The 23,049-nt window shown below is 43.1% G+C and carries 19 protein-coding genes; 4 read left to right on the top strand and 15 right to left on the bottom strand.

Annotated elements, in window-relative coordinates; translation table 11 throughout:
* Positions 1-28 precede the first annotated feature (28 nt).
* A complete protein-coding gene (locus ACFPRA_RS15870) occupies positions 29-1,003 on the top strand; it encodes an AI-2E family transporter (RefSeq protein ID WP_381436745.1) in 975 nt (324 codons plus the stop codon).
* Here ACFPRA_RS15870 and ACFPRA_RS15875 read toward each other — a convergent pair.
* The 8 genes from ACFPRA_RS15875 to ACFPRA_RS15910 form a co-directional block, all read right to left on the bottom strand.
* Complete coding sequence (locus ACFPRA_RS15875) at positions 993-1,376, bottom strand: FxsA family protein (RefSeq protein ID WP_381436748.1); 384 nt, start codon at positions 1,374-1,376, stop codon at positions 993-995. The genes ACFPRA_RS15870 and ACFPRA_RS15875 overlap by 11 nt on opposite strands.
* Positions 1,377-1,446: 70 nt before the next feature.
* Complete coding sequence (gene pyk / locus ACFPRA_RS15880) at positions 1,447-3,207, bottom strand: pyruvate kinase (RefSeq protein WP_381436751.1); 1,761 nt, start codon at positions 3,205-3,207, stop codon at positions 1,447-1,449.
* A 111-nt stretch (positions 3,208-3,318) separates the two neighbouring features.
* A complete protein-coding gene (pfkA, locus tag ACFPRA_RS15885; protein ID WP_381436754.1) occupies positions 3,319-4,278 on the bottom strand; it encodes a 6-phosphofructokinase in 960 nt (319 codons plus the stop codon).
* A 67-nt stretch (positions 4,279-4,345) separates the two neighbouring features.
* Positions 4,346-5,299, bottom strand: a complete 954-nt coding sequence (locus ACFPRA_RS15890; protein ID WP_381436757.1) for an acetyl-CoA carboxylase carboxyltransferase subunit alpha — start codon at positions 5,297-5,299, stop codon at positions 4,346-4,348.
* A 1-nt stretch (position 5,300) separates the two neighbouring features.
* Positions 5,301-6,158 (bottom strand): acetyl-CoA carboxylase, carboxyltransferase subunit beta, encoded by an 858-nt coding sequence (gene accD / locus ACFPRA_RS15895; protein WP_381436759.1) that lies wholly within the window; start codon positions 6,156-6,158, stop codon positions 5,301-5,303.
* Positions 6,155-6,814: a FadR/GntR family transcriptional regulator gene (locus tag ACFPRA_RS15900; protein ID WP_381436762.1), complete on the bottom strand. Its 660-nt coding sequence runs from the start codon at positions 6,812-6,814 to the stop codon at positions 6,155-6,157. The genes accD and ACFPRA_RS15900 overlap by 4 nt, the downstream gene beginning before the upstream one ends.
* A 301-nt stretch (positions 6,815-7,115) precedes the next feature.
* Positions 7,116-10,190 (bottom strand): DNA polymerase III subunit alpha, encoded by a 3,075-nt coding sequence (locus ACFPRA_RS15905; protein ID WP_381436765.1) that lies wholly within the window; start codon positions 10,188-10,190, stop codon positions 7,116-7,118.
* A 22-nt stretch (positions 10,191-10,212) separates the two neighbouring features.
* Positions 10,213-11,148 carry a DHH family phosphoesterase gene (locus ACFPRA_RS15910; protein ID WP_381436768.1) on the bottom strand — a complete coding sequence of 312 codons (936 nt, stop codon included), beginning with the start codon at positions 11,146-11,148 and terminating at the stop codon, positions 10,213-10,215.
* 325 nt (positions 11,149-11,473) lie between these two features.
* Between ACFPRA_RS15910 and ACFPRA_RS15915 the strand changes: the two genes are divergently transcribed.
* Positions 11,474-11,797: a YtpI family protein gene (locus tag ACFPRA_RS15915; RefSeq protein ID WP_381436770.1), complete on the top strand. Its 324-nt coding sequence runs from the start codon at positions 11,474-11,476 to the stop codon at positions 11,795-11,797.
* Between the two features lie 35 nt (positions 11,798-11,832).
* Here ACFPRA_RS15915 and ACFPRA_RS15920 read toward each other — a convergent pair whose 3' ends face one another.
* Together ACFPRA_RS15920 and ACFPRA_RS15925 are read right to left on the bottom strand one after the other, a co-directional pair.
* A complete protein-coding gene (locus ACFPRA_RS15920; RefSeq protein WP_381437580.1) occupies positions 11,833-13,140 on the bottom strand; it encodes a DRTGG domain-containing protein in 1,308 nt (435 codons plus the stop codon).
* Positions 13,141-13,294: 154 nt separating this feature from the next.
* Entirely contained in the window at positions 13,295-13,975 is a 681-nt protein-coding gene (locus ACFPRA_RS15925; protein ID WP_381436773.1) for a metal-dependent hydrolase, read from the bottom strand.
* A 105-nt stretch (positions 13,976-14,080) separates the two neighbouring features.
* On the opposite strand from ACFPRA_RS15925, the gene ACFPRA_RS15930 reads away from it, so the two are divergent.
* Positions 14,081-15,175: a M24 family metallopeptidase gene (locus ACFPRA_RS15930; protein ID WP_381436776.1), complete on the top strand. Its 1,095-nt coding sequence runs from the start codon at positions 14,081-14,083 to the stop codon at positions 15,173-15,175.
* 223 nt (positions 15,176-15,398) lie between these two features.
* Here ACFPRA_RS15930 and ACFPRA_RS15935 read toward each other — a convergent pair whose 3' ends face one another.
* From ACFPRA_RS15935 to ald, 4 genes are all read right to left on the bottom strand, one after another.
* Positions 15,399-16,619, bottom strand: a complete 1,221-nt coding sequence (locus ACFPRA_RS15935; protein WP_381437582.1) for an IS110 family RNA-guided transposase — start codon at positions 16,617-16,619, stop codon at positions 15,399-15,401.
* A gap of 317 nt (positions 16,620-16,936) precedes the next feature.
* Positions 16,937-17,182 (bottom strand): alpha/beta hydrolase family protein, encoded by a 246-nt coding sequence (locus ACFPRA_RS15940; protein ID WP_381436778.1) that lies wholly within the window; start codon positions 17,180-17,182, stop codon positions 16,937-16,939.
* The gene (locus tag ACFPRA_RS15945) at positions 17,160-17,735 is read right to left on the bottom strand and encodes an alpha/beta hydrolase (protein ID WP_381436781.1); all 576 of its coding nucleotides are present in this window, start codon (positions 17,733-17,735) and stop codon (positions 17,160-17,162) included. The genes ACFPRA_RS15940 and ACFPRA_RS15945 overlap by 23 nt, the downstream gene beginning before the upstream one ends.
* A 297-nt stretch (positions 17,736-18,032) precedes the next feature.
* A complete protein-coding gene (gene ald / locus ACFPRA_RS15950) occupies positions 18,033-19,148 on the bottom strand; it encodes an alanine dehydrogenase (protein ID WP_381436784.1) in 1,116 nt (371 codons plus the stop codon).
* Between the two features lie 302 nt (positions 19,149-19,450).
* On the opposite strand from ald, the gene ACFPRA_RS15955 reads away from it, so the two are divergent.
* Positions 19,451-19,900 (top strand): universal stress protein, encoded by a 450-nt coding sequence (locus ACFPRA_RS15955; RefSeq protein WP_381436787.1) that lies wholly within the window; start codon positions 19,451-19,453, stop codon positions 19,898-19,900.
* 67 nt (positions 19,901-19,967) lie between these two features.
* Here the strand turns inward: ACFPRA_RS15955 and ACFPRA_RS15960 are convergent, their stop codons facing one another.
* Positions 19,968-22,814, bottom strand: coding sequence for a tetratricopeptide repeat protein (locus ACFPRA_RS15960; RefSeq protein ID WP_381436790.1), 2,847 nt, complete (start codon positions 22,812-22,814; stop codon positions 19,968-19,970).
* Between the last annotated feature and the right edge of the window lie 235 nt (positions 22,815-23,049).

Here is a 23,049-nt window from a genome sequence, read left to right on the forward strand (position 1 = left end):
TTCAGTACTATAAAAAAAGAGGTGGAAAATGACTGTTTTCAACAGTAAACATCAGGGTTTGCAACGACTTATCATAAAATGGCTTCCCGCTATTTTGATATTGGCCATCTTATTTCTTGTGCCCCCGGTTGCCATTGCGGTCATTGTCGCCTACTTCACCGCTCCGATTTTACAAACGATCCGATCTATCGTGAAATTGCCATTGACGATTGCAACGCTTATCGTCATGTGTCTGATTTTTTTACTAGTCGGCGCTTTTACTTTTATGACTTTACACGGATTACTCGATACACTTCCCGCAGTTGAACGACAAATTTCTCCTTTTACAGGAAACACCGATATTATCGCTAAACTTTTTACTTTTTTAGAAAATAATATCGTTCAATACGGACATGCCTTACTAGAATATACGGTCACAAAAATCAGCACCTTTTTTCAGCAAATGTTTAGCTTATTCATCTTCCTCGTCGCCTATTTTTTCGCATTGAGGGAATCAGGTAAAAACCGTTTTTGGTTTCTTATCTATTTTCCCAAAGCGATCCGGGCTTCGACAAAGAAGATGATCACCAATGGCAGCAAACTGATTGGTACATTTTTATCTGTAGAGTTCAGGTTGTTTTTACTAACATTTTTAGTCCTGACAGTCGGTTTTTTCTTTCTGCGATTTGAATCGCCAATTGGTACCGCATTTCTTATTTCACTGGCAGATAGCCTTCCGCTTCTTGGTATAGGTATCTTTCTATTACCGATGTCTGGATTTTTCCTTTACACGGGAAATAATCTCATTGGCATTTCATTGATTTTTCTTTATTTTTTCACTATGACAACCCGACAAATGGCGGAATCGTATATGTGGGCCTCCACATTCCAAGTGAAGCCGATACATGCCTTTTACATCACCGTATGCTCGTTCTATTTGTTCGGCATACCCGGTATTCTACTGACGCCATTTCTACTGTTTGCCGCAATAAAAGTGAGAAGGCATTCAATGTTCACATCATAATAATTCGACCATTCTTCATTTTTTTATAAATCCATCTGTGAATGAATGGGCGGATCAGATTTCTGGGCCCTTTGAAGAGCAATAGCAAGCCACAAATATCTGTTAAAAAGCCAGGTAGCAGCAATAATATCCCGCCAAAGAAAATACACACGCCATCGATGAGTGCATTGCCGGGCGTTTCCATCGCAGCCATGCGATTTTGAAACTCTTTCCATACTTTCATTCCTTGTTTTTTCGCAAAATAAGCGCCCCCGACTCCAGTGAGCAAAATAATAGCGATGGTCGGAAAAAGACCAAGCACCTTTCCCGAATAGATCAGCAACGCAAGCTCGGTCGTAGGGATCGCAATAAACGCAAGGATCAGCCATTTCATACGTAGCAACCTCCTAAACAAGGCTGCTCCGATTTTTAGCCGGAAGCAGCCTTGTTTTGTATTGAATCAGTTAGAGTACACTGGCATGGCCATTATAAATAACACCAGACTCAGCATCAATTGTTATATCATTATCATGGCGAATATTCTTTGTTGCATTTTCAACTCCGACAATAACCGGAATACCGAGACTTAGACCAACGACGGCCCCATGGCTCGTCAGTCCGCCTTCCTCTGTAATCAGTCCTGCACATTTTTCAATGGCTGGCATCATATCCTTGTCCGATGCAGTCGTCACGAGGATCGCACCTTCCGTATCGTGAGCAAGTGCTTCCTTTGCATTGTTAGCTATAACTGCACGGCCAAATGCAACTGATTTCCCAATGCCTTGTCCTCTTGCCAATAAATCACCGATCACATGAATTTTCATCAAGTTCGTCGTCCCTGCTTCTCCAACTGGAACACCTGCTGTAATAATGACAACATCTCCATGACTTACATATTGATGTTTGACACTTTCTTCCACAGATTCCTGTAAGATTTCATCGATGGACGCCACCTTTCTACCGACAATCGGATAAATACCCCAAACAAGCGAAAGTTTTCTTGAACAGGCGTCGGAAGATGTGACCGCAATAACCGGACAACCAGGACGATATTTTGCAATCATTTTCGCCGTATGACCACTTTCCGTAGGCGCTAGCACGGCCTTCACTTTTAAATTGATAGCTGTATAGGCAGCCGCTTGTCCAATCGCTTCTGTCATATTGCCATGCTTTTCACGGCGGCGTGTTGAGACGACAGAACGATAGTCGATAGACGCTTCAGTTGTCTTGGCAATTCGATCCATCGTTTGAACAGATTCAACTGGATAGAGGCCTGCCGCAGTTTCACCGGAAAGCATGATCGCATCCGAGCCATCCAATATGGCATTCGCCACGTCACTTGCTTCCGCACGCGTTGGGCGTGGGTTACGTTGCATCGAATCTAGCATTTGAGTAGCTGTAATAACCGGTTTCCCAGCCTGATTACATTTTTCGATCAGTTTTTTCTGGACGAGCGGCACTTCTTCAGCCGGAATTTCAACGCCCAAGTCTCCCCTTGCAACCATCAATCCATCCGCAATCGTCAGGATTTCATCGATGTTATCGACACCTTCCTGATTTTCGATTTTCGGAATGATCTGGAGATGTGCACCATTGTTGTTCTCTAAAAGTGTACGGATTTCCATCACATCTGATGGTCGTCTAACAAATGACGCAGCGATAAAATCGACGCCCTGCTCTATTCCGAATAGAATATCAGATGCGTCTTTTTCCGTCATGCCTGGAAGTTGTACAGAAACGCCAGGCACATTTACGCCTTTCTTATTTTTCAATGTTCCGGAATTGACGACGACAGTATGAATAAGTCCATTCTCTTTATCTAGATCAGTTACTTCCAATTGAATAAGGCCATCATCCAACAAAATAACAGAGCCTGTATGAACATCATCAATCAGCTTGTCATACGAAACCGAAAAGACATCGTTGTCACCGATGACCTCCTGCATGGAGATTTTAATAGATTGACCCGCCACAAGGTCAACTTGTCCATCTCTCATCGAATGTGTGCGGATTTCAGGACCTTTTGTATCCAATAGGATACCGACCACTTTCCCCTTTTTTTCCGACACATTTCTGATTGTCTCAATCCGTTTTTTATGCTCGTCATGATCGCCATGAGAGAAATTCAACCGGGCAACATTCATTCCCGCATCGATCAGTTTTTCCAAAACTTCTGGAGACTCACTTGCAGGGCCAATTGTACAAACGATTTTTGTTTTTCTCATTCATTCTCGCCTCTTCCCAATTTGCTAAACAACTGTATCAATTACACCACTTATGGAAGTGGGGGACTTCTGTAGCTGACGCTTCGCTTTCAGTACAAAAAGATTTGCTGATTAAATCGACAATTCTTTGGATAATTTGTACATCTTCATATCCAATTCATCAGATTGTTCGAAGACATCTTTCAAATTATATTCTATCACGTCATAATTCTTCATGCCAATCGCAACGCCGCTCTTCCCTTCCTTCAGCACTTCTACCGCTTTTGCTCCATATTGGCTGGCAATGACCCGATCGCGTGCCGAAGGGGATCCGCCCCGCTGGATATGGCCAAGGACGGAGATGCGCGTTTCGATTCCCGCTTCCTTATTAATGATTTCAGCAAGTTCTGCTGCAGTCATCACTCCTTCTGCAACAATGATAATACTATGTTTTTTACCACGGTCTGTACCACTGACGAGCCTGTCGATGATGGTCGGAATTTCGATTTTCTCCTCCGGAATCAAAATCGTTTCCGCTCCTCCTGCAAGCCCGGCCCAGAGCGCCAAATCACCGGCATCCCGGCCCATCACTTCAATAATGAATGTCCGTTCATGAGAAGTTGCTGTATCCCGAATTTTATCGATCGCATCGATGACTGTATTCAAAGCTGTATCAAAGCCGATCGTAAACTCGGTGCCGTTAATATCATTATCAATTGTTGCAGGGACACAAACACATGGGCAGCCCAATTTCGTCAATTCGAGTGCTCCCCTAAAAGAACCATCCCCGCCAATGACAACCAAGCCATCGATTCCATTATTCTTTAATTGTTGCATGGCCTTTTTCTGTCCTTCAGGAGTACGGAATTCCGCACTTCTGGCAGAACGTAGCATCGTACCGCCACGTTGAATGATGTCCCCTACCGAACCAAGTTCCAAGCGCTCGATTTTCCCTTCGATCAATCCTTGGTAGCCATTGTATACACCCGCGACTTCCAAACCTTCATAAATCGCTTTTCTTACAACTGCACGCACCGCAGCATTCATGCCGGGCGCATCCCCGCCACTTGTCAAAACTGCTATCTTTTTCATCTTCAACACTCCCGCTTTCAAAGTCAGTATCTCCGAATGTTAGAAGTAACGGTTCATTGTGTTTTCCTTACTCGGAAAATACACCGATTCGACGGAATTTTTCATAGCGGTCTTCTACCAATGCATCGCCATCCATTGCCCCCAATGTTTCTAGCGAGGAACGGATCGCTTGTCCGATATACGTCGCTTGTGTAGCAGGATCACGATGTGCACCACCAAGAATTTCTGGAATGATCTCATCGATCATCCCCATTTCTTTTAGATCAGGCGCTGTAATTCTCATCGCTTCCGCCGCTTGCTTCGCCAAGCTTGCATCCTTCCATAAAATTGAGGCAGCTCCTTCAGGCGAAATAACTGAATAAGTGGAGTGTTCAAGCATATGAATATGATTCGCGACACCTAAAGCAAGAGCACCACCGCTTCCCCCTTCTCCAATGACAATCGAGATGACTGGAACCCGAAGATTCGCCATTTCAACGAGGTTCCGCGCAATGGCCTCACTTTGTCCTCGTTCTTCTGCCGCTTTGCCGGGGTAAGCCCCTTTCGTGTCAATAAAGCAAATGATTGGGCGTCCAAATTTTTCTGCTTGTTTCATCAGACGCAATGCTTTTCGATACCCTTCCGGATGGGGCATACCGAAATTTCTTTTCACATTCTCTTTTGTATCTTTTCCGCGCTGATGGCCGATGATTGTAACCGGCGTGGCATCAAACGACCCGATTCCACCAACGATTGCCGCATCATCTCCATACGCTCGGTCTCCATGCAGCTGAATAAAATCGTCGAATAATGCTTGGATATAGTCTAATGTTGTCGGACGCTCCTGATGCCTTGCTACTTGCACCCGATCCCACGGTTCCATATTGCCGTAAATTTCTTCTTCCAAGTTTTTCAACCGTTTCTTCAACGTGTTGATTTCATCGGATAAATCAACCGAATTCGTTTTCGTAAACTCTTCTAGTTCCTGAATTTTCTCGCGCAACTTAACAATTGGCACTTCAAATCCCATTGTTTTACTCAACTTATTTCGCCTCCTTCTGGTGCAGACGTATAATTTTAGCCAATGTTTCCTTCATTTCTTCACGATGGACAACCGCATCCAACTGACCGTGTTCGAGGAGGAATTCTGCAGTTTGAAAATCTTCAGGCAGTTTCTCTCTAACAGTCTGCTCGATTACGCGTCTCCCAGCAAAACCGATCAATGCTTTAGGTTCGGCCAAATTGATATCTCCGACCGATGCAAAACTTGCGGATACGCCTCCTGTTGTCGGATACGTCATGATCGATATATATAAATTTCCTGTTTCGGCATGACGATTGAGGGCAACGCTCGTTTTTGCCATTTGCATCAACGACAATACGCCTTCCTGCATCCGGGCACCACCGCTTGCAGAGAATATGAGAATCGGAATATTCAATGCTGTCGCTTTTTCAATTGCACGTGTTATTTTTTCGCCGACGACGGATCCCATCGAGCCCATCCGGAAATGTGAATCCATAATGGCGACGGCAACTTCCATCCCGTCGATTTTCCCGGTTCCTGTAAGCACTGCCTCGTTTAGCCCTGTCCGCTCTGCATCTGCTTCCACCTTCTCCGTGTAGGCAGGAAATTGTAGCGGGTTTTCCGTTTTCAAATGATTATCAATTGACTGGAATGTGCCTTCGTCAAACAAACAGTCCACACGCTCCGCTGCGGTCATTTTGAAATGATAACCACATTTTGGACAAACTTTTTTCGTCTTGAGTAAATCTTTCGTAACGATTACATCTTTACATTGCGGACATTTGGTCATAATTCCTTCCGGGACGTCATTTCTTGCATCAACGGATGGAACAGTTGCACGTTTCTTTTTGTTTTTAGTAAATATATCGCGGATCATACGCTTCTTTCCCTTCTTTCACCTTCTACTAGCCCAATCCATTTCGAATAAGCTGCCATCGTTTCCTTTTCATTGCCTTCAAGTAAATTTTCAAGAAGACATTTGACAACATCATTCTCAACTATTGTTGTCAGCTCTTGATAAGAGACCCTGCTATACTGTTTTAATAAAAACCAGATTTTGAGTGACAGTCGATTACCTGTTGCAACAATCATCTCACGGATAAGATCTTCCCGAATGATTCCCCCATCCGTTTCAATTTTTACGAGTAAACTTGTCCAAACCGGTAAATCGCGCAAGGCCCTATCCTGGCAGACCGTCGAAATGGCCGCTTTTTCATGGATCCTTCTCGTTTCTTGTACATCGAGGAACGATTCCGGTTGTTGCATGATGAAAGCCGCTAGCACTTCAACAAGCTGGTGTTTCTTCAAATCTGCAAGAAATGTCCCTTCTCCACGGCGGGTTTCAATCAGCCCTAATAGCTCCAAACTGCGTAGCGCTTCACGGACCGTCGATCGCCCCGCTTGGAGGCGTTCAGCCAATTCCCGCTCGGACGGCAGTTTCCCCCCCGTTTTAATGCCTTCCACTTTAATGATGTTTTTGAGTTCACCGACAATATCGAGGAACATTTTTGATGACGGTTTTGGATTTTGCATGCATGAACCCCTCTAATCAATCACGCCTCGGCGTGATTGCGTCCAGATTTTGAATCGAGCTTGCTCGATTCAAAATCTGTGACATCCGCCGGAGGCTTTATCTTCGTTCAGCTGGCGTTTGAACACCTGCCGGACAGTAAACCAAAAAACATTCATCTCGCCCTTTAAGAGGTGAGAGTCTTCCGCTGAATGAAGATGATCATCATTATAAAAGTGGTCAGACCACTCTTGTCACTAGCATACAGAAAAGCGGCTTGTACGTAAAGTCATAGTTGAAAATCTTGTCATATAACCGCCATTCTCATAATTTTTCGATCTGTTGGACAAGTATTTGAGGCTGTGCTCTGCGATGTTCAACTGTCCCTTCTACCTGAAGCATCCCCATTTCAACGAGGGCATTATTCGAAGCAGCATATTGTTTCGGGAATAGGGTACAGGAAATTTGCCCCGTTTCATCCTGTAATGTGAGAAAAGCCATCGCTTCTCCTTTTTTCGTACGAATCCGTTTCATATCCACTAAGAGGCCGATCAGTCTGACTGGCGTACGATCCCGCAGTGTTGCAACCGAAACGATCGGATTGCATTGTCCGCCATCCATTTTTTTCGCTTCCAAAGCGGGATGTTCCGAAAGATAAAATCCAAGAACTTCCCTTTCAAATTCCAACATCATCATTCGTGACATGGAAGTCCCCGGAGAATACTTAGGGCTGGCCAAAGCTTGGAACATATCGCCAAACATATCTGCGTCATCATCCGGCCGAACGAATTGCACATGCGCAATAGCCGCTTCGATAGACGCAAGCAGGACATCCCGTGTTTCCCCGAACAAATCGAGTGCCCCTGCCTTGATGAGTGGTCGGATCGACTTTTCTGTAAAAGCCCCACTACCAAGTGCAACAGCCAAATCGAACATCGATTTCCAATGACCGTCGGATTTCCTCGCTCGTTTGAGTGCCTCGTAAAAGGTTGGCGTCACACCTTTAATGATACCGAGACCGATCCGGACCGATCCATTTTCAACCGTATACATATATTTGCTCTGTCTGATGGATGGAGGTAAGAGCTTGATTCCCTTCGCGTCCATTTCCCTCAATAATTCCATCGTCTTTTCACTATTGCCTGTCAGTGAAGACAACAATGCAGCGTAAAAATAGGCAGGTTCATTCGCCTTTAAAAAAGCGAGTCGATAAGAGATCAATGAATAAGCGACCGCATGGCTTTTTGGAAATCCATAATCTGCAAATTTCACGATGAGGTCATAAATTGCGATCGCCGATTCTTTTGGAAACCCATTCTCCACAGCGCTTTGCGTAAAGTGAATCCGTTCTTTTTGGAGCACTTCTCTGTTTTTCTTGCTGACAGCCCGCCTTAACAAATCCGCTTCCGCCATCGTAAAACCTGCGACTCGGACCGCAATTTCCATAATCTGTTCTTGATAGACAATAACCCCGTAGGTTTCTGCCAACACTGTTTCCAATAACGGATGGATATATGTAATTTTTTCGTTATCGTTTTTCCTACGGCTGTAAAGTGGTATATGATCCATCGGGCCCGGACGATACAATGCATTGATCGCAAATAGATCTTCGAACTGAGTGGGCCGGATCAGCTGTAATGCATTGCGCATCCCTTCCGATTCAAACTGAAAGATGCCAGTCGTGTCCCCGGCTTGGAACAGCTCGAATGTCTTGGCATCATCAAGTGGAATCGATTCAAAATCGATTCTGCCCCTTCTATCATAGGCGATCATCGATCTAATGCGATCCAATAATGTCAAATTCCGCAAGCCTAGAAAATCCATTTTCAAAAGCCCTTGTTCTTCAACATCTCCCATTGGCCATTGTGTCAAATAGATGCCGTCTCCGCCACTTTGCAAGGGCACCACATCAACAAGCGGAACCGGTGAAAGAATTACTCCCGCGGCATGCGTCGATGCATTTCGTGGCAGTCCTTCCAGTGTAATCGCAGAGTTCAGCCACTTCGTTCGCATCGGGTCCATAGCGACCCAGTCACGTAACGGCTTGGAAGCGGAAACGGCTTCTTTTAATGTGATTCCGTGCCGATTCGGAATTTCTTTCGACAAAAAGGCCATTTCCTCATTCGAAAAATCAAATACGCGGGCCACATTCCGAGCAACAGAACGCGCCGATAAAGTGCCAAATGTAATAATTTGAGCCACATTTGCTTTGCCGTATTTTCGAGCGACATATTCAATGACTTCATTCCGACGATTATCCGCAAAATCGATATCAATATCCGGCAATGTAATGCGACCTGGATTGAGAAACCGTTCAAAGATCAACCCGTACTTAATCGGGTCAACGTCTGTAATGCCGAGTGCAAATGCAACGAGTGACCCAGCTGACGATCCTCGTCCAGGTCCAGTCAGAATCTGTTGCTCTTTTGCATAGCGCATAAAATCTTCAACAATGAGAAAATAATCAGCAAAGCCCATCTTGCTTATAATGTCTAACTCATGGGCCAACCGTTTCCGATATGCTTCATCCGCTTCAGGAACACGCTTGTTCAATCCCGACAAACTGTTTCTCTCCAATAATACAATTGACGTTTCTCCTTCGTTCACCGGGTAGATCGGCATCATGGACTCGGCGGGCGGCAATGATGCCGTACAAGCTAACAACATGGCTGACATATTTTCCAACCACTCGGGCTGATCTGCGTACCATTCCAATAGCTCGCTTTCCTCAGGTAAATAGGCGGCACGATCATTGTTTTTAGGCCTTGCCGGGTCATTTAGCTTATAGCCGGTTCGGATCGCTTGAGCAACTTCATAGACGAAAGCATCGTCAGGATTGACATAACGCGATTCGTGAACCGCTACGATCGGCAAGCTGATCCCTTTTGCAAACGCTTGTATTGCCGCTTCTTTTTCATGTTTCACACCACCGGCACGGCTGATGCCAATCATAAGTGTCGCCTGTTCACAGGCCTTCAGGATCGCTCTTACCGATTCATCCTCCACTGAATCCCATGTGGCGTCTGTCAGCGGGCAGACGATGATGCAGCCCGCGCTATACGCTTTCAACCATTGGATTGGCAATGTCTCTGCATCCCGAGTGGCAGCTGCACTGCTCATTTTCAATAAATTGCGATAGCCCTCATCATCTTTGGCGTATACATACACAAGAGGTGTCGCTCCCTCACCGATATCTAAATGGACAGATAATCCGAAAACAGGGCGGATACCGTATTTTGTCATCACTTTGTAAAAGGAACGGATGCCATGCAACTTGGAGTTAACGATCGCAACAGAGACAGCCCCTCTCCTTTGCAGAAGTGGGGCCAATCGATCGAGTTTTATAATGCCACGTAGCAGATCTGCTCCTGTCACGATTTGCGGATAGACAAGTGTCAATGCAATCCCTCCGCTCAATTTTTCACCTGCATAATTGTTTCAGTTTTTCAATGACTCTATCTGCTTCTTCCCATGTATAAACGGATGCACCGGCAGCAAGTGGATGACCGCCGCCACCGTGCTCAGCCGCCAATTTATTGATAATAGGACCTTTTGAACGTAATCTCACACGAATTTGATCCGCTTCCTCAATGAAGATGATCCAGGCGCAAATCCCTTTCACATCCCCTAACGCACCGACGAGTTGTGATGTATCTGAAGGTGTCACGCCAAATTGTTCAAGTATTGATTTGTCAATTTTGACAAATGCAGCGCCATTTTCATCCATCGTGAAATTTTGATAAATATAGCCTTTCAAGTGAAGCAATTCACGTTTTACTTCATACATGCCTGCGAAGAGTTCCGGTCGGTTGAAATCATATTTGATCAAATCACTGGCGATTTCAAATGTTTTGCAGGTCGTGCTCGGAAATATGAAACGGCCAGTGTCACCGACGATACCTGCAAACAGTAGTCTCGCAGCTTCATCCGTCATTTCCCAGCCGTAGGAATCCCTTCCTTCTTCATACAATGTATAGATCATTTCCGAAGTGGAACTCGCAGAAGTGTTTACCCATTTCACATCACCGTATGGATCTTCATCCGGGTGGTGATCGATTTTCATGAGCAAATCGCCGGTAGTCGAACAGCTTTTGTCAATCCGGCCGGTATTCGCCGTATCCGTCACAATAACGAGTGCACCATCATAGAATGCACAATCGACTTGGTCTTGGACACCTAAGTATGTAAGCGTTTCTTCATGGGTTCCAGTAGCATATACTTGCTTTTCCGGATAATTGGCTCGAATCAGTTCCTTTAACCCTAACTGTGAGCCATAGGCATCTGGATCCGGCCGCACATGTCGATGAATAATGATTTTGTCATACTTCTCAATTGTGTCGATGATTTGTCTTTTCATTTTCAATTCCTCCGCGTTTTCATATATTCCGGTTTCAATCCGTTTCGAAAGTCGCTACAATATAAGAAGATTTGTTTATCTTCATTCAGCAAATGTTTTTGTACTGAAAGCGAAGCGTCAGCTACAGAAAACTCCCACCTCTATAGGTTGACGAGCTGAATGCGATTTTGTTTTACTATTCAGTGGGTGTTCAAGCACGTGCTGAACGAAGATAATGCCTCCGGCGGATGTCACAGATTTTGAAAGGAGTTAATTGCGCAAGCGCAATTCAAAATCTGGACGCAATTACGCCGAGGCGTAATTGATATTATTGGAGGGCTTTTTGTTGAGTGATACGATTCATTTCATTGTTGTTTTCTTAATTATCGCTTCGGCGGTTTTCTATTTCTATTTTAAGACAAGGCAATTCAGAACCCGGTTCGTTTTTCCAATCCGAAAAAAAATGTACGCAAGCATGGCTGGTGCTGCTCTTGGTGGTTTACTGTTCTTTTTTGGAATCAATCAACTGATTTTATTTGACGGAACCGTCACCTATATCGTTGCTGCTATTTTCATTGCTTTAGGTGCTTATGTCGGTATGTTCAATTACCGGGCATTTAAACATTATAAACGCTTTGTCGATGAGGAAACCGAGCTGAATGAAAACTGATGCATATGAATGCATCAGTTTTTCTTTGCCTCTGATTATTTATCAAATAGTTGGTACATGATCATGCCTTTTGCGATCAGTTCCCCTTCACTTTGAATTTCGAAGTCCACTTTGACAAAGCGTCTCGTCATTTGCAAAATACGAGGTTCAACAATGATCACGCTACCCAATTGCACATGCTTAATAAAATACAACGAAATGCTTTCAGGGACACTTTCTCCACGTTTTTTCATTTTGATCGCCCGACTACCTGCGTCTGCCATGATCGTTGTCAGTGCGCCATAAGAAAGCGATCCAAATTGATTGGTCATTTGCGGAACGACTGTAAATTCGACCGTAGACGACTTATTTTCAATCGTCTTCATTTGCGTTTTTACGATATCATCAATCGTTTCTCCTTGATGCGGCTGGCGCTGTGCCATCTGGAAAGCTTTCAATACGTCTTGCCTGCTGATAATCCCAGCCAGCATTCCGTTTTCTGTTTCCACGGGCATCAAGTCGATCCCTTCCCAAATCATGCTGTGCCCTGCTGAAGCTACGCTCGTTTTCCCAGTGACACTAATCGGGTTACGTGTCATCACTTTCTCGATTAATTCATCTTCCGTTTTACCAATGACATCATGCGACGTGACAATCCCTACTAATTTCCCATTTTTTTCAATAACAGGATAACCCGCGTGCGTTGTCTTGCGATTCGCTTCGTTAAAATGTGCGACTCTATCTTTGGTATGTAGCGTAATTGTATTCTCAAGTGGTGTCAAAATATCTTCCACGAGTAATATTTCTTTTTCAATCAGCTGGTCGTAAATCGCCCGATTCAACATCGTGGCGACTGTAAATGTATCGTAACTCGTTGAAATAACCGGAAGCTCAAGTTCATCGGCCAATTTCTTCACATCATCCGATGCATCGAAGCCACCTGTCACCAAGACTGCCGCTCCTGCTAATAGCGCCGTTTCATGCGCTTTTAGCCGGTTCCCCACAATGAGGAGACTGCCCGCATCTATATAGCGCATCATGTCGTCCAGCTGCATGGCGCCGATGACAAATTTCGTCAATGTTTTATGCAAGCCGCCTCGCCCGCCAAGCACGAGACCGTCCACGATATTGAGCACCTCTGCATACGTCAGGCGTTCGATGTTCTCTTTCTTTTTCTTCTCGATCCGAATGGTTCCAACTCGTTCGATCGTATTAACAAGCTTCTGATTTTCTGCTTCTTTGATCGCCCGATAAGCGGTTCCTTCACTGACGGAAAGCGCGCGGGCAATTTGACGGACTGAAATCTTTTCGCCGACGGCTAGCTCTTCAATATGGCGTAATATCTGTTCATGTTTTGTCGACATGTCTTCACCTTTTTCTCTTTCATGACCTATAGCCCATTCTATCACAAACCGCCACCTTTTACGCTTTCTTGCATCTATGCAAAGAACTTCATTGAATCAGGCTAAAAAAACCGGTCTGTGGCGCGCCATTCGCCCAGACCGAACGTTTAGACGTTTATAGTTCGAATAGGCCTCCCGCTTCCAGCACTTTCACTTCATGCCCTTTGACAAGTGCTCTGAATGTCTCTGGATCCTGTTCGATTGGTGGGAACGTATTAAAATGAATCGGGATGGCCAGTTTCGGATTCAACAATTCAACAGCAAGAGCCGCATCTTCCGGTCCCATCGTAAAATTATCCCCAATCGGAACAAACGCCACATCTATTGGATGTCTCTTACCGATCATCTCCATATCTCCGAACAGCGATGTATCCCCTGCATGGTAAATCGTCTTCCCCTCTGCTGTAAATAAAATTCCTGTTGGCATCCCGGTGTAGATGATTTGATTATCTTCAGTCGTGTAAGATGAACTATGGAATGCTTTTGTAAACTTCACCGTTCCAAATTCAAATTCACATGCGCCACCGATATTCATGCCATGTGTTTTTATCCCTTGCCAGCCAAGGTAAACGGCCAGTTCGTTCGGTGCAATGACGAGCGCATCGCACGCTTTCGCAATCGCCACTGTATCGCCGACGTGGTCATTATGACCGTGTGTCAGCAAAATCGCATCGGGTTTCTCCCCTTCAACTGTCAAATCGGTCAATTTATTACCTGTGATAAACGGATCGATCAGAATGGTATGATTGCCTGTTTTAATTTTCACTATAGAATGTCCATGATATGAAATTTGCATTGAAAAATCCCTCCATCTTTTTAGCCTATATGACATTTTTCGTTATACGACCGAAAAATCCTCCTTTTTGTTATAATTGAAGTATTCGTAGAGGAGGTAATTAGAATGAGTAAAGTAGAAGAGATTCAGCAATATTTACAGCAAGAAGGCTTAGACGCCGCTTTTATCACTACACCCGATAATGTATTTTACGTTTCGGGCTTTCACAGCAATCCACATGAAAGATTGCTCGGTGTCATGGTGTTCAAAGAGGCGGAGCCTTTCCTGATCAGTCCCTTGATGGAAGTGCCGGATGTTAAGGCAGCTGGCTGGTCTTTTGAAGCAATCGGGCATGAAGATACAGACGATGCTTGGGACATCGTCAAACTGGCGGTACAAAAACGCGGTGACCTCCCTGCTACCATCGCCATCGAAAAATCCCATTTAACAGTGGAGCGGCTCGAACGCATGACTCACCTATTTCCAGAAGCCACTTTCTCCAGAATCGATGAACAACTGAATGGGATGCGTAATATCAAAAGTGAAGATGAGCTAGAAAAACTACGGAAAGCTGCACAACTGGCTGACTACGCCATTGAAGTCGGCTGCAAGGAAATCGCGGAAGGAAAAACAGAGTTAGAAATCTTAATGGCCATCGAATTTGAAATGAAGAAAAAAGGTGCCGAAAAGATGTCTTTCGACACGATGGTTCTTTCCGGTCCTAAAACGTCGTCCCCCCACGGAACTCCCGGGGATCGCAAAATTCAAAAAGGTGATTTCATCCTGTTCGATCTAGGCGTTGTCTATCAAGGCTATTGCTCGGATATTACACGAACGGTTGCATTTGGAGAACCAAGTGATGCACAACGCGAAATTTATGAGACAGTCAAAAAAGCGGAGCAAGCGGCGATCGACCTTGTCCGTCCTGGTGTCAAAGCGATGGAAATCGATAAAGCAGCACGGGATGTTATCGAGCAAGCCGGCTATGGCGAATACTTCACACATCGCGTCGGTCACGGTCTCGGTATCTCCGTCCATGAATATCCATCCGTCACAGGAACCAATGAACTTGAACTCGAAGCAGGAATGGTCTTCACAATCGAGCCTGGCATCTATCATCCGGACATCACCGGCGTCCGGATTGAAGATGACGTAGCCGTCACGGCAGACGGTGTGGAAGTCCTTACGAAATTTCCGAAGGAACTTGTCATTATTCAGTGAATTTAGAACTGGGGCTGTCCAGAAAGTCGGTTGTTACAGACTTTCTGGACAGCCCCTTCTTACCTCCAGTCAAGTGTTATTTGACAATTTTTCAAGGGAAATGATTTTGTATAAGTGAGGAGGAATCCCTCTCCTCACTCAAACAAAATTTCCTTACGCCAAAAAGACCTAACGAAAGCTCATTTTTTCGAAAGGTCAATTATGGTATAGTAAACGTAACCAATTACGAACAGGTAGACGCTGTTTCGTAATCATAGGTGATGCCGTGTGTAATAAGGTGAAATGCGACTTTCAAGAACTTATTCATACACGCAACGGACGCAACTTTATGAGGTTTCCTCTGCGGTTGCGTTTTTAATTTGTCATAATACTCCACAAGATGATTGTTTGTTTTTTTGCGAAGGGTGATCATCGTTTGAATCATATAAAACAAAATTTTGCGCAGTTTATTATTTCCCCGTTTATTTATTTTGTCTTGGTAAAACGTATTACCTGATTGATAGCGCATGATATCAATTCCTACATAAGCATTTAGTTGTTTGTGATTTTTAAAGCGGCTAATATCCCCTAATTCTCCGATGATTCGAACGGCTGTGGCTTCACCGATACCGGGAAATGAAAGAAGCACTTGGTACTCGACTCTTTCTTCTGAAAGCTCCACCATTTGTTTGACCAGCTGCTCTTTCTTCTCTTTTAAGTCGGCAATCCTCCGGGCATAATCACGTACCTGCTCACAACGGACATCATCTTTTGAAATCGCAGGATATGCATTTTGAGCGGCTTGGAGTAGAGCCATTCCTTTTTCTTCCGCTCGTTTTAAGGATAAGTTTTTTCGTGTATTCGCTTTTAAACGATTGCGAATCACAGCTTTTGAGTGAGCCAATACCTCGTCTGGATGGGGGAATAGCTGTACAATATTTAAAAATAATGCGGAACGTGTCGAGAAAAGATATTCCAATTCTGGAAAGCTTAATTGTAGGATGGCATGCATTCGATTCTGTAAATGTGTAATTTCGCTATCCAACTCATCGTAATAACGTGTTAACCCTCGCATCTGCTGATAATAATCCTCTTCTTGATATGTCTGTCTGCGCTCCACTCGGAAATGGGATTTTGCCAGCTCGTGTGCATCATTTTTATCAGTTTTCTGCCTACGCATTGATGCCATCTGCAAGTTGGCTTCAAGCGGATTGATGCGATAGTATGCATAGTCATGATCCTGAAAAAATCTCTCCAACGCTTTTGAGTACACTCCCGTTGCTTCAAAAATGATTTCAGGTGGTTGCCCATCTTGGGCAATCAATGTTTGAAGTGTTTCATGAAGCTGTTCAAAGGAAGCGCGATTATGTAAAATCTCTCCTTCAAAATCACACTGGCGATACTGATTATAAATCACCATTGTACTTTTACCCATACTGACATCAAATGCCACTACATGTCTCATCATCTTCTATTCTCCTTATTAGCCAATCATAGAAGTCTCCACAGTGCCTTATCGCTTCCATTTTCTTTTACACGATCTCAAAGATCCAACATACTAAACTGATTCATATAAGGGTGTGAAGTTGGTCGGTTTTTAGATACGGACTCTTAGTTGGTCCCAAGGGCTGTTCGACCTTCCTTCACTTCTACTATAAAAAAATAGTAGCACAAACCATGGCCGTGGTTTGTGCTACTAATGTTAGTATGTTTTCTTTATCAATGGAGAGATGCATGTGTGCTAAAGATAAACTCTGAATGGCTACTAAAATTCAGCATTTTTTATTGATTGATAAAACGAATGGCCCGGCTCATGGTCGTCGGGACGACGGATGCATGATTCTCTTCAGGTGCACAGTAAAAGGTGCAATCCAAATTTTCCGATTGCGCTTCTTCCAATCGCTCGACTAATCGTTTCGCATCGTCTACCATGAAACGTTCCAGCTCACCAACCGCTATGAAAAGACGTTGTTCCCCATTCTTTCCCGTTCGTTCAAGAAATTGCTCAATTATAGAGAAGCAATTCATAATCATTCCACCAAATCGATGGGCTGATAGCAAGATAGGTCTGAAAAGTAGTCGGCTTTGTGAACAGCGTAAATAGTGTAAAAAGCCCGCTAAGCGAATGACCAAATAAGGCTTGTTTCCTTTCATCGACGCGATAACGACGTTCGATTTCAGGTTTTAAACGGGTTTCTAAAAACGTCAAGAATTTTAGCGCTCCCCCATATTCCCTTTCCACATTCAACCGTTTTAGACGCTCCGAATAATGATAGGCTTCAGCAGGTGCGGTAAAATCATAAAATCGGCGTTTTGAAACTTCCTCGTCTTCTCCAGGATGTCCAATGCCGACTACAATTGCTGCTTCAACAAACGTTTTAAGGGCATTTTTAGATTGTAAGCGGATTGCATCCCGCACAAATTGGAAATAGGCATTGCCATCCAGTACATATATAACCGGATAACCCTCTACAGGTGGAAAGGCTTTCGGCAATGATACTCTTATTTCATATGGTTCATCTATTTCTTCAGAATAGCAGCCCCATGCTTCTGTAAGTGCCAACGTAACTGGATTGTTCATTTTGTTTCTATCTCCTCCAACAATGCATCATAAATAAAGCCGACAGGTGTGCCATTTTCCGGGTCGACTAAGCAGACACACCCATACTAAACAAACTAATGATAATGATTATCAATTTCACTTAAAATCTAACGCACCCCATTTTAGTTGTCAATAGAAGGTTGTTCATTTTGTTAATCTATTTGAAAGACGACTTGGCTTTCGGGAAAGGAAGGGAGAAAATAGCAAAAGGGCTGTTCCGGAAAACCAGTTTTCACTGACTTTCCGAACAGCCCTTTCTCTTCATTCAGCGGAAGTTCATTTCAATAATGTCTCTGCCGGTACGTATTCAAACCCTCGTGCTTCTGCTACTCCTTGATGAGTAACATATCCTTCTAATGTGTTTAAGCCTTTTTGCAAGGATAGATTATCCAAGCACGCTTGTTGATATCCTTTATTGGCAATTTGAAGTGCATAAGGGACCGTGACGTTTGTCAAAGCAATCGTAGAAGTTTGCGGCACAGCTCCTGGCATATTCGCGACTGCATAATGGACGACACCATGCTTGACAAAAATAGGATCATCATGCGTTGTCACGCGATCTGATGTCTCAAAAATACCGCCTTGGTCAATCGCGATATCAACAAGAACCGATCCCGGTTTCATCGATTTAATCATTTCTTCCGTAACAAGTTTCGGCGCTTTTGCTCCAGGGATCAGTACTGCGCCGACTACGAGATCAGCCTCTCTCACCGCATTTGAAATATTGAATGGGTTCGAAACAAGTGTCTGAATGTCGTTTCCGAAAAACTCATCCAAATGACGAAGTCGCTCGACCGACAAATCGAGTACAGTGACTGCCGCTCCCATGCCAACCGCAGCCTTCGCAGCAGTTGTCCCTGCTTGCCCACCTCCAATAATGGTCACATTGGCACGAGGAACACCTGGAACACCGCTTAGGAGAATCCCTTTCCCACCATGCGTTTGTTGTAAATATTGTGCACCGATTTGCGTCGCCATACGACCTGCAACTTCACTCATCGGTGCTAAGAGAGGTAGTGTTTTATTTTCTAGCTGAACCGTTTCATATGCGATTGCTATCACTTTCTTTTCAAGAAGCACTTTTGTCAGTTGTTCTTCAGACGCCAGATGCAAATAGGTGAAAAGAATGAGCCCTTCACGTAAGTAATCATATTCTGAAGTGGCCGGCTCCTTTACCTTCATCACCATCTCCACATCCCATGCCTCAGCCGCGGACGGAACAATCTTCGCTCCTGCCTTGACATATTCTTCATCTGTAAAGCTTGAGTTCAGACCTGCGCCTGTTTCAATAATGACTTCATGACCTGCTGTTTTTAAATTATAAACGCCCGCTGGTGTCATGGCGACACGATTTTCATTATTTTTAACTTCTTTTGGAACACCGATTCGCATTACAATTCCTCCTAAAGAAAATGTTTGTTAGTGTTAGTATTAATTGAGCACTGAATCTAACCGTCAGAAACCAACGTAGCTACCATTTTAGCAGAAAGTCATCATTTTGGCTTCATTTTCAGAAAAATACGGAATATTCAACCGCGTATTTTTTTCACGAACATTTGTGAAGCATTTTCATGCATCGTAACAATATTGTCGAATTTCGACGAATTTCAAAATTTTTTTTGGGAAATTAAAAGGAATTTTCTCTTAACTCTCGAAATATTAATAATAACAACTAAAGAATGGAGTGGGAAAGGATGACATTAGTCTATAATCAAATTCTAGTAGCAGTAGATGGATCAAAAGAATCGGAATGGGCATTCAAAAAAGCGGTAGCAATCGCTGATCGAAATGAGGCCACTTTGAATTTGATCAATATCATTGATACTCGTTCATACGCATCTGTTGAAGCTTATGATCGTTCGATTGCAGAACGGGCTCAGAAATTCGCTGAAGAACTATTGAACAAATACAAGGAAGAGGCTTTGCAAGCGGGCGTGACAAATGTCAATATTCTTGTTGAATACGGCTCCCCCAAAACAATGATTTCCAAAGATATCGCCAAGAAATTGAATGCTGATTTGATCATTTGTGGTGCGACTGGTTTGAATGCAGTCGAACGCTTCCTGATCGGTAGTGTCTCTGAAAATATCGTTCGCTCTGCGAAATGTGATGTGCTGGTCATTCGCACGCCTGAAGGTCATTAAGCAAGAAATGCGTCTAAAACAAAAAGAGTTGTCCTGTATTTGTCGGACAACTCTTTTTCATACTAGATTAATTGCCAATGCGTTGCAAACTTGCCGGATGATCATACTTCACGAATAATGTGGTGACGGATTCTTCCACATCAATCCCCATCTCCCTTTCAAAATGTTGAATCATTTGACTAGCGATGCTTGAAGCTTTTAAAGTACATTTCTGTATCAAAAGCAGCTCAAGATAGTCAAGATAGGATTGTTCGTGATCCGGGTCTTTTTTCAAGATCCCCTCAAAATATTCGAAACAAGTATTGTATTCTTTTTGTGCATAGTAAAAATCGGCTAATCGCCTGCTTGTTTTGATATACAACGTTCGAAGCCGTTCACGTTCCGCTTCTAAAAATAATTCATATGGGTACTCTTCAAAATAATCTCCTTGAAATAAAGATATTGCTTGTTGGAGGTTATGAATCGTATCTTCGGAGTCATGATTGTCCTGTACGGAAGTTAAAAATGTAAATCGCTCGATGTCCAAATCTATTTCTTCCGTACAAAACAAATAGTGATTACCGGAACGTTTAATGAAGCGTGACCGGGTTCCCGAAGTTAAATTCGGCTCCAATACTTTGCGCAATACTGACACTGCTACATGAAACTGATTGTGTACGGTTTCGAATGATCCTTCTGGAAACACTGCATCAAGGATGATATCTCTTTCAATTTGCTTATTTCTATTCGTAATAAAATACTGGAGAAGCCGAAGACTTGAACTTCTTTTTATGATAAGCTGTTCATCGTTAAAAAATAGTTTAAAACAACCAAGTGTACGAATAACAAGTCTCGGAAGTTTCTCCTCTTCTTTATTATCAGTTTCTTCTATTTGATTGAACATCCAATCATAATTATGTTCTTTCAAAAATTTGAGCAGTTCGGCTTGTTTTTTTGCTGCACGCTTCCCATCTCCCCTCTTTTTGTATAATTCCAACTGCGTCATCCCTACTTCACAATGATAGAGTGTAAACAAGGAAGAAGCATGACTCGCTTTCTCAAGAAAATGCTCCGCTTTCTCAAGTTGTCCATTTTCGAGATAACTTTTTCCCAACTCATGAGCAGACCAGCCTATATCAAACTCAGCTCTATAACTTTCCGCTATCGCAACCGCTTTTGTTCCCCAATCCTGTGATTTTGCAAAATCTTCTTTTATGCGAAACAACCTTCCCATTGTCGTATAGACAAAAAACAGGGAAGCTTTATCAAACTGCTGTGCCAGTTCCAATGCTTGGTGGATATACAGGGAAGCTTCTTCCGTATTTTTATCATCGAGATAGATAGTTGCCATCGTATCAAGTGCTTGGATTTGTGTATGTCTGATCCGATATTTATCTGAAATAAATAACGACTCTCGCACATATGCCATCGCTTTCGAGTAATTCCCTAAGTATCTATAGATTTCCGCAAGAAGAGTTAAATTCAATGCATTCGTTGTATGATTGTGAAACCGTTCCGAGCTAGCCAAAGATTTATGGAAAAGGTCCTTCGCTGTTTGGATATCGCCCCGCACTAAATAGATTGTAGCAAGTCGATGTTGAAGATTACAAAGCCACAGTTCACTCTTCTCCTTCTGCAAAACTGAAATACTTTTCTCAAAAAGTACGGTTAACTCGTTGAAGGCGGATAATGGGATGCATCGGATTAAAAACAATGTATTGCTGGCAAATGATTCATCCGGTGATATTTCATCCAGCCATCCGTCTAATAAGAGCATGGATTCTACAGGGTTATACCGATTCCCGATCATCCCCATAACCTTTGTTGCATTTATATAATCCTTCCCGACCGTATAGTGTGCAAATGCGTTAATAAGCTGAAAACGGCCTTCATATATCGCTGCAAGTTTAAGGTGCTCACGATTGATCAATTCAATTGTTACAAGCCCTTTATAATTTTGATATAAAAATTGGCGAAATAATCGATGGTAACGCAAAATGCCTAAACCATCCCGATAAATAAACAAATGATGATTTAAAAGATGATTGAGTATTTCCCCCGATTTTTGAATCCCTAGCAATTCATCAATTACAATCGGATCCAATTCTGGCAACAAGCTTGTTCGATATAAAAACAACTTGATATCATCCGGTTGTGATTGAATGACTTCCGTAGAAAGATAATCATAAATGTCTTGAACTTTGGGAAATGTAGACCAAAAAAGGGAACGTTCCTGATGATTCATTTTACCGATCACTCCAAGGATCAGCTGGTAACTAGCAATCCATCCTTCTGTTGTTTTATGGATTAACTGAAGCTCATGGTCTTCAAGCGCCAATTTATGCGTCGTATTATAAAATTCTTTCGTCTCCTCAAATGTAAATGCTAAATCAGCAGTGGATAATTCCATATACTTTTGTTCCATTTTCAATTTCGTCATGGATAGCGAAGGACGTACTCGGCTAATGACAATGAATTTCACCATCGAAGAAGCCCGATTGATGAGCGTCGTCAGAAGGAAGCCGATTTCAGGACTTGCATCTACTGATTGATAATCATCTAAAACAATATACATCGGCGTAGATTGTCTGGATAGCAACGAAGCAATTTCTTCCAGTTCCAATTCTGTATTTTTAGGTAATACCGTTTCTATTGGATACTCTTCATTTTTCAATTTACAGATTCCAACTTTTAAATAACTTAGAAACATATGTACATAGCGTTCCGTGCCTGCTAACTGGATCCAAACAGTTGGCAAATTCTTTTCACGAATGTAATTTGAAACGAACGTCGTTTTACCGTATCCACTGTCCCCCATTAATAAAATGAGCGAGGCGTTAGGATACTTATCAAACTCATCGTATAATCGACTTCGTTGTTCATATGAGGAGTAAGTAGGTAATCGCAGCCTGTTCTCTTCAATTTTCATCGTCATCCAACTCCTTCTCCAAGCATTTCATATTCTTTTAACCTTCACTTTTCACTCAGATAACTTAAAGACTTCCATTACCATTCAATGTAAAAATACATTAGTAAGAATATTCTACCCTTTTGTAAGATTGCAGTAAGTATCGTCATTTATCATGACCTTACATGTTCCAAAGCATTTATGAAAGGGGTTGCATAATAACACGTATTATTCAGTTTAAGCCAAATTTTCCAATCATTCA

This window comes from Sporosarcina soli, from assembly GCF_042655805.1.
GTDB lineage: Bacteria > Bacillota > Bacilli > Bacillales_A > Planococcaceae > Sporosarcina > Sporosarcina soli.